Source organism: Bacteroidales bacterium, assembly GCA_014860575.1.
Lineage (GTDB): Bacteria > Bacteroidota > Bacteroidia > Bacteroidales > JAAYJT01 > JAAYJT01.
This window is the reverse complement of the sequence record JACZJK010000001.1, coordinates 62,409-69,831: the sequence shown is the minus strand read 5'-3', so window position 1 is coordinate 69,831 and position 7,423 is coordinate 62,409. Positions and strand designations below refer to the sequence as shown.

Annotated in this window: 5 protein-coding genes; 3 read left to right on the top strand and 2 right to left on the bottom strand. The window is 44.1% G+C overall.

Features of this window, described 5'->3' with window-relative positions; all coding sequences use genetic code 11:
- Nucleotides 1-169 precede the first annotated feature (169 nt).
- Entirely contained in the window at nt 170-1,828 is a 1,659-nt protein-coding gene (locus IH597_00235; protein ID MBE0660871.1) for an AMP-binding protein, read from the top strand.
- Between the two features lie 83 nt (nt 1,829-1,911).
- Here the strand turns inward: IH597_00235 and IH597_00230 are convergent, their stop codons facing one another.
- Together IH597_00230 and IH597_00225 are read right to left on the bottom strand one after the other, a co-directional pair.
- On the bottom strand, nt 1,912-4,032 hold the full coding sequence (locus IH597_00230) for a hypothetical protein (GenBank protein ID MBE0660870.1): 2,121 nt from the start codon (nt 4,030-4,032) through the stop codon (nt 1,912-1,914).
- A gap of 1 nt (nt 4,033) precedes the next feature.
- Nucleotides 4,034-4,876 carry a hypothetical protein gene (locus IH597_00225; GenBank protein MBE0660869.1) on the bottom strand — a complete coding sequence of 281 codons (843 nt, stop codon included), beginning with the start codon at nt 4,874-4,876 and terminating at the stop codon, nt 4,034-4,036.
- An 80-nt stretch (nt 4,877-4,956) separates the two neighbouring features.
- Here IH597_00225 and IH597_00220 point away from each other — a divergent pair, with 80 nt between their 5' ends.
- On the top strand, nt 4,957-5,625 hold the full coding sequence (locus tag IH597_00220) for a DUF2461 domain-containing protein (protein ID MBE0660868.1): 669 nt from the start codon (nt 4,957-4,959) through the stop codon (nt 5,623-5,625).
- 17 nt (nt 5,626-5,642) lie between these two features.
- Nucleotides 5,643-7,121: a phospholipid carrier-dependent glycosyltransferase gene (locus IH597_00215; protein MBE0660867.1), complete on the top strand. Its 1,479-nt coding sequence runs from the start codon at nt 5,643-5,645 to the stop codon at nt 7,119-7,121.
- The last annotated feature ends 302 nt before the right edge of the window (nt 7,122-7,423 follow it).

The following is a 7,423-nucleotide window of genomic DNA, read 5'->3' as shown; positions in this document are numbered from 1 at the left end:
CCCTAAGCCCCATGCCCTACACCCCCCGTCCCAATTCTTTCCACTCTTCTCATTGCATCTTCCCAAATTTATGTAACTTGCACGCTGTTTTTGATGTTATCATGACGCATGAGAATATCAAACGCTTAAGCCACACCCCATTATTCAACCTAAAAGGAAACAGCACATGATGAAAGAAAACCTAACCTCGTTTATCCAGGATAGCATTCGCAAAAACTGGGAAATTACTGCGATGGCCGACTATAAAGGTGAAGGCCTGAAATACTCGCAGGTTGCAGAAAGAATCCTGAAGCTTCATGCCATTTTTGATGCCTGCGATCTGAAGCATGGCGACAAGATTGCCCTTATTGGTAAAAATTCAGCCAATTGGGGAGTAAGCTACCTTGCTACCATTACTTATGGCGCCGTCATTGTTCCGATCCTTCCGGATTTCAAACCCAGCGATATACACCATATCGTGAACCATTCCGATGCAGTAATGCTGCTGGCAGCCGATAGTATTTTTGAGGGATTGGATGAAGCAAATATGCCGAATCTAAAGTGCGTTCTTTCACTCACAAATTTTTCTGTGATCTCAAAGAAGAAACCTGATCCCGTGATGCAGTTGATTGAGAGTATGAACCAGCAGTTTTCCCTTAGATATCCTGATGGTCTTAAACCCGCCGATATTCAGTTTGACCCGGTACCGAACAAGGATTTGGCAGTGATCAGCTATACTTCGGGAACAACAGGCTTCACCAAAGGCGTGATGATCCCCCACAACAGTTTGGTCGCCAATGTGGTGTATGCCAATAACAATATGCCGTTGGAGCCGGGCGATTCCATTGTTTCCTTTTTACCGCTGGCGCACGCTTATGGCTGCGCGTTCGAGTTTCTCTGGCCTTTCACCCTGGGTTGCCATGTCACTTTCCTTACCAAAACTCCTTCACCGCAGATCATCCTGCAGGCATTCAAGGAAATACGTCCACGACTGGTATTATCGGTTCCGCTGGTGATTGAAAAAATCTATAAAAAGCAAATCTTACCGGCCATCAGCAAAGGAACGATGAAAACCTTGCTAAAAGTTCCCGGGCTCAACAGTGTGATCCATAAAAAAATACGGCAGAAACTGGTGGATGTGTTCGGAGGAAATTTCGTTGAAGTGGTCATTGGAGGAGCGGCTCTCAACCAGGAAGTTGAAGTATTTTTTAATAAGATAAAATTTCCCTTCTCCATTGGTTATGGCATGACTGAATGCGGCCCCCTGATCAGCTATGCCAACTGGGATAAAACCAAGCTTGGTTCAGCCGGAAAAATTGTTGATAATATGGAGGTTACCATTGACTCAGCAGATCCATACAATGAGGTGGGCGAAATTCTGATCCGGGGCGAAAATGTAATGCATGGCTATTATAAAAACCCTGAAGCCACAAGCGCGGCCCTTGATAAAAAGGGATGGTTGCACACCGGCGATTTGGGCATCATTGACAAGGAAAATTTCATTTTCATCAAAGGCCGAAGCAAAAGTATGATACTGGGCCCATCGGGTCAGAATATTTATCCTGAAGAGATAGAAGCCAAAATTAACAACCTTGCTTTTGTGCAGGAATCGGTGTTAGTTGAAAAAGACCATAAGATTTATGCATTGGTTTATCCTGATTACGATTCGGTTGATAAACAAGGCGTTTCAGAAAATGACCTGAAAGAGATCATGGAAGCCCACCGCAAACACCTTAACAAGGAATTGCCTGCTTATATGAACCTTGCCGGCATCCGCATCTACCCCGAAGAATTTGAGAAAACCCCGAAAAAAAGTATTAAGCGGTTTTTATATTCGCTGGATGAATAATGCTTCCACCGCAAAGACGCAAAGACGCGAAGAAAATTAGTATCTTGAACTCTTCGCGCCTTCGCGTCTTCGCGGTAAAAAATCTAAAACCTGTATCTGATCTGCGCTTTCACCTCTGTTCTTGTGTTTCCATCAATCAAATCCAAGCCGCTGCCAAGCGTGCTTTCATTTGCGAACCATGTCTGGCTTATTCTCAGCCATAGATCAAGTTTGCGGGAAGCCTGGAAGCGCATCAGCAAATACGCACGGCTGCCTTTGTAATAGTAGGAGGGAACACTGAAAGCGTAAAGCACATCGTTTTCGTAAGCATAAATGCGTTCATCAAAGGTGTCGGTATCAAACAAGGCATAACGCGCTGAGAATGCCCAGCGTTGCTGACCCGGCTTCCAGATCACATCCTGGTACATCATGTAACCATGCTTCGGGTTTTTTCCGTCGCTGGTATTCATCACCCATTCAACGCGTGTGCGCACTGCCAACGCCCGCATCGCCTGGTAATGGACATGAAAACGCAGATTTTGCTTTTCATAGGGTTCCAACACAGGCATTAATTCATTGCCCGAAAGGTTGCGTTCGCGTTGCTTGTAGCGGTAGCGAAGCCTCATTTCAACTGCCCGTGAAAGGTTATAGATAAATTCGCCAAGGTATTCTTTCCCTCGCGATGGTGCATCAACACCGAAGCGGAGCCAACTGAAGCGGAAATAATCTGTATAACCAGTAAAAGAAATTTTTGGTGAAACCAGGAAGAGAACTCCAAGGAAAAGTCCTTCCTCGCCTGCTGCTGCCGAAGATTCGGCAAAAGGTGCGTTATAAATGTTCTGATAATCTCTGTCGTATTTGCGGTAAATCCCGCTGAGCACTATCCGCGATGATGGAAACAAAGTTCCACCCGCAAGCATCGCCATTCCGCCGGATGCGCTTCGCGAAACCTCTCCGAAAAACTGCCCTCCTTTAAATAGATAAAGCATGTCAAAGCCGGCAGCATGATTTTCGGTTCCGCGAAAGTAATATCGGTTATACAAACTTTGCGAAGGCTCAAGGCTCGCATCAAACTTCATCTTATAAAATGTAACACCGGTTTGGAACCGCGAACCGGTAAGTGAAGCCCTGCCACCGTAAAGGGTTTCGCCCAGCGAACGCCGGTTTTCAAGCTCGCGGGGCGTGCGGTGCAGTCCGGTATATTGCAAGGCGCTCACACTTAACACTTCGCCCGTTACACTATCCGTTCGTTCAATGGTGGCATCAATATTTATTTGCGAACCAAAAGCCGTGAAGGTAAATCGCTTATAGCCCAACGTAACCGCGCTACCCCGCAGAAACTGGTTTTCATTCACCGAAGTGTTGGGCCTGATATCACGCTGTATTTTGCGCGTTCCCGAAACATTGGTTGACTTGCCGAACGAAAAAGTTGTCCATAGTGTCAGACCCTGGCCAAACTGCAGGTGATAATCGCCTATCACAATATCCCGCAAAAGCTTTTCGCCTTTCATGTAAAAAAAGCCTGAATAGAAATCATACCCTCTTTTTTGCGAACCTTTAAAGAATTCCTCGCCGGGATCTTTTTCGGCTGTGAAACCCCAGCGTAATCGGTTACGGTAATTGTAGCCGTAGCGTGTATAAAGCCGGAACGGGCTGCCGGGATAGCGCTGGTTTGGGTTTTGTTGCAGCAATGAATCGGTAATCGGAAGAAAACCTTGCTGGGTTTCCAGCAATTGCTGGTAACGCACAAACAATTGGTTCTTACCATAACGCAATGCATCCCCGGGTTTTATCCGTGTGGTCCTTGCTTGGTCGCTGAGCGTGATGTAAGGTTCAAGCATCGTGATCACTTCGCGGTCGAACCCATCAATATAAGCCAGTTCGTAAATGGTTGTTATCTTGCCATAATCGCTGATGTACTTGAGCAGGTTATTGATTTGAATATCATTAAGGAAAAAAAGTTGCCTGAGCTCATCATGGGTGGCTAAGTTAATGGGCAGCGGGTTCGCAAGAAAAAACTCAAGTTCGGCCAGCAGATCAGTGTAATCGTATTCTACGTCACTTGATTCGGCATGAAGCTCCAGTATTTCTTCAATTGGCTGTGTTTCAACAGGCACAACAGGTTCCTGGGAAAATACATCAGCAAAGTTGAAAATCACAAAAGCAAGAAAGAATAAAGCCTTGCTAAGCTTTCTGAGTACAAGTCGTGCTACTTTACTTTTCATCTTATTTCGCGATCCAAATGATTGATGCCTGCGGTGAATATCCAAGCACTTCATGCCTCAACGCTGCTATATCAAACACAAAATTCCTGAAATGAAAGCCAAAGCCAAAGGCATGGTTCAAGGGGTTGGCGCCAATTCCTGCCCGCACCGATGCTATTTCTTTGAACCTGTATTCTATCCCGGCCCGGAAAGAAGGTTTATACCTGACATCTTTTTCAGTCTCAACGGTTATGGTAAAATTGTTTTCGATCCGATAGGCAAGCCCGGCCCTGTATATTGCCGGCAAATATTCGTCAAAATCCCCGGCTGATTTAATACGCACAGGATTGAACAGTGCTGCTCCAAGAACCAGGTCATCGGTGAGATTTGCTGCAAAGCCTATCGCAAATGAAACATTGGTTCGGCGGCCATAATCTTCGGCCAGCCTGGTATGCCGCGCATCTAAGCGCACACCGGCCTGAAAACGATCGGTAAATTTGCGGCCGTAAGAAACGCCAAGAAAACTCTGGCTGTAAAGGTTCGAACCAAACTGATTGAAAGCCAGTCCGAACGCTCCGGCATTAACAGGCAATATTGCCGAGAGACTGCTGATACCTAGTTCCCTGACCATGAAACGGTTTTCGTAATTCAGTCCGGCTTGAATTTCATTGATTTGCGCAAGCATGGCCGGGTTGTTAAAAGTAGCCCACACATCCGATGAGGCTACCGATGCACCTGCCATTCCCGCTGACCTGGCCCCTGTAGGAAAATTAGAAGCCTGCGCAAACAGCCGGTGATTGCCACCGAATAAGAAAAAAGCCACTGCCAGGAGAATAAATACCGTCGTAGATTTTTGCAAATGCATTATTGTTAATTTTGGCACTAAGATATAAAAGAACTCTTGCAGTTACGAAAACTAATTTTTTTAATTTAACACCAACAAAAATGGATGTAAAGAAAACCGTTGACTTTCTCACTGAGTTGGCAGCCAACAACAACCGCGATTGGTTTCAGAATAATAAAAAAGCGTATGACGCCATAAAAGACTCCATGCTTAAATTTCTCGGCGGTATTATTCCTGAGATTGCCCGGTTTGATCCCGAAATACATTCCGTAAACCCGGATGATTGCATTTTTCGCATTTACCGTGATGTGAGGTTCTCGAACGATAAATCACCCTATAAAACCCATATTGGCGCATTTATTTCAAAAACCGGGCGCAAAGGCAATTCTCCCGGATACTATATTCATATTGAACCGGGACAAAGTTTCCTTGCGGGTGGTTTGTATATGCCTCCACCTGAACTATTGAAAGCCGTTCGAGATGAAATTTATTTCAATACCGGTGAGTTCAAAGCAATTATCAGCCAGCCGGAATTCCTTGATTATTTCGGGAAGCTGGACGATTTTGACAAACTAAGCCGGCCACCCAAGGGCTATGCTGCTGATTGGCCCGATATTGATCTGCTGAAATACAAATCCTATGTGGTAACCCATAATCTTACGGAAGAGCGTTTGTTTGCTGCCGACTTTATGGATCATAGCCTAAGGGTTTTTAGAACATTACTTCCGCTCAACAATTTTCTTCAAAAAGCAAGGAATAACTCGGAATAGCTAATAATATCCCATCAATGAAAAGATATGCCCTGGCGATTTTCCTGCTCTGTATTGGTCTTACACATATCCCTTTCCTTCTTTCCGATCCCGACACACAGGTAAGTCTGAACACAAGGGGGGCATGGACTGACGAGGGTCTGCACACAGCACAATTAAGAGATTATATCAACCACGGCAAACTTGATTTGTACAACAGCAACTCCTTTATTATTTCCCCGGTTTTTAATCTGGTGCTCTTTCCTTTTTTCCTGGTTTTTGGAACCGACATCCTCGTTGCCAGGATAGTTTCGCTTTTATTCACATTGGCAGTAGTATTTCTGCTGGCAACAGAAAAGAAATACACTCTACCGGCGGCATTGTATGCCATGCTTATTTTATCGCAATATCATTTCTTTCAGTTTACGCATTACGCGATGATTGAGACTTTTGCAATCAATTTTATTTTGCTTGCTGTGTATGCACTCATTCGGTTCGAAAAACATGAGGGCAAGATTAAAACTCAATATATTTGGGCAGTTGTTGCTTCTTTCCTTGTCTTCCTGGCTTATGGAACCAAAATTCAGTTTGCATACATTGCGGTTGTTCCTCCGGTCGCATTTTTACTGTTTGCATTGTTCGAACCTGATAAGGATAAGCGTACCTTAAGATTTCGCTTCTTCGGGGTTTCAGCTCTGTCTACTCTGGCATTTGCGTTGATTTACGTTTTGGTGTGGTATTTACCGCATTCGGCGTTCTATAATTATATCTTATCGTATGAAACCAGCGAGCGTTTTGCCGATACCATTTCGGGTATTCTTACAGTTTACCGGTTTAATTTCAGGCACCTGATCTGGGTTTCGGAATTGAAAACATTACTGATCACGGGTGCCATAAGCCTGCTGGTTCTTGTTTTTACAATTTTCAGAAAGCCAGGTAACCGATCTATTTCATTGCCATTGATCTTCGCATTTGTATGGCTGTTGGTTGAACAACACAAAATAGCAATGGTGTATCTGCCAACCCGCTATTTCCTTTCACTGATTGCGGCCACCGGCTTGTTCGCGGCGCTTTCACTTACAGCACTTACACAGAATTTGATGAAGTGGCAGGTTGCCATATTCGCAATAGTAATTGTATTAATGATCTTTCAATACAGCGACAATTATAAAGCGTATCAGCGGCGCACTTTCGACATCAAAGCAGTGGATGCGTATTTGCGGCAATACGATTTTGGCTCACAGCCGGTCCTGGGTATATGGGCTAATACGCTGGCAGCCGGTACAAAAGCCAAAACAATAGGAGTCAGGCATGATTATTTAAATTTCGAAGATCCAATTAATAATTATAAGCCTCGGCTTATAATAACTGAGTTCAATGAGGCTGAAAGCGACAACGTTTTCAGCAGGCAAGGAATTGACCTAAAGGCTATTTCGGATTCCATGAGGTCGTTCAAGGTTTGGCGCTACGATTTGGAACTGTATTGGATCAAACAGGAACTGATAAATGAATACTGATTTCATGTTTTTAAATTACTATGGACCGGCAGAATCTTGTGTATCCACTACGTGGAAAATCAGAAATAACAAACCGTTAATCTACAATACTTTATCCACTACGCGGAACTCCTCTAATTGCAAAAATGGTTCGCTGTAGGCGATAGAATTATTGTAGCAAAAAGTAACCCAATTAACCCAAAACCTCGTAGAGGTTTCACAAATAAAGGGAATTAATTATTTTACCATTATTTGCCGGACAACGTTGTTTTGAAATTGTAAGTAAAAAATAATTCGACGAATATGAAGAACAAATTTAATCG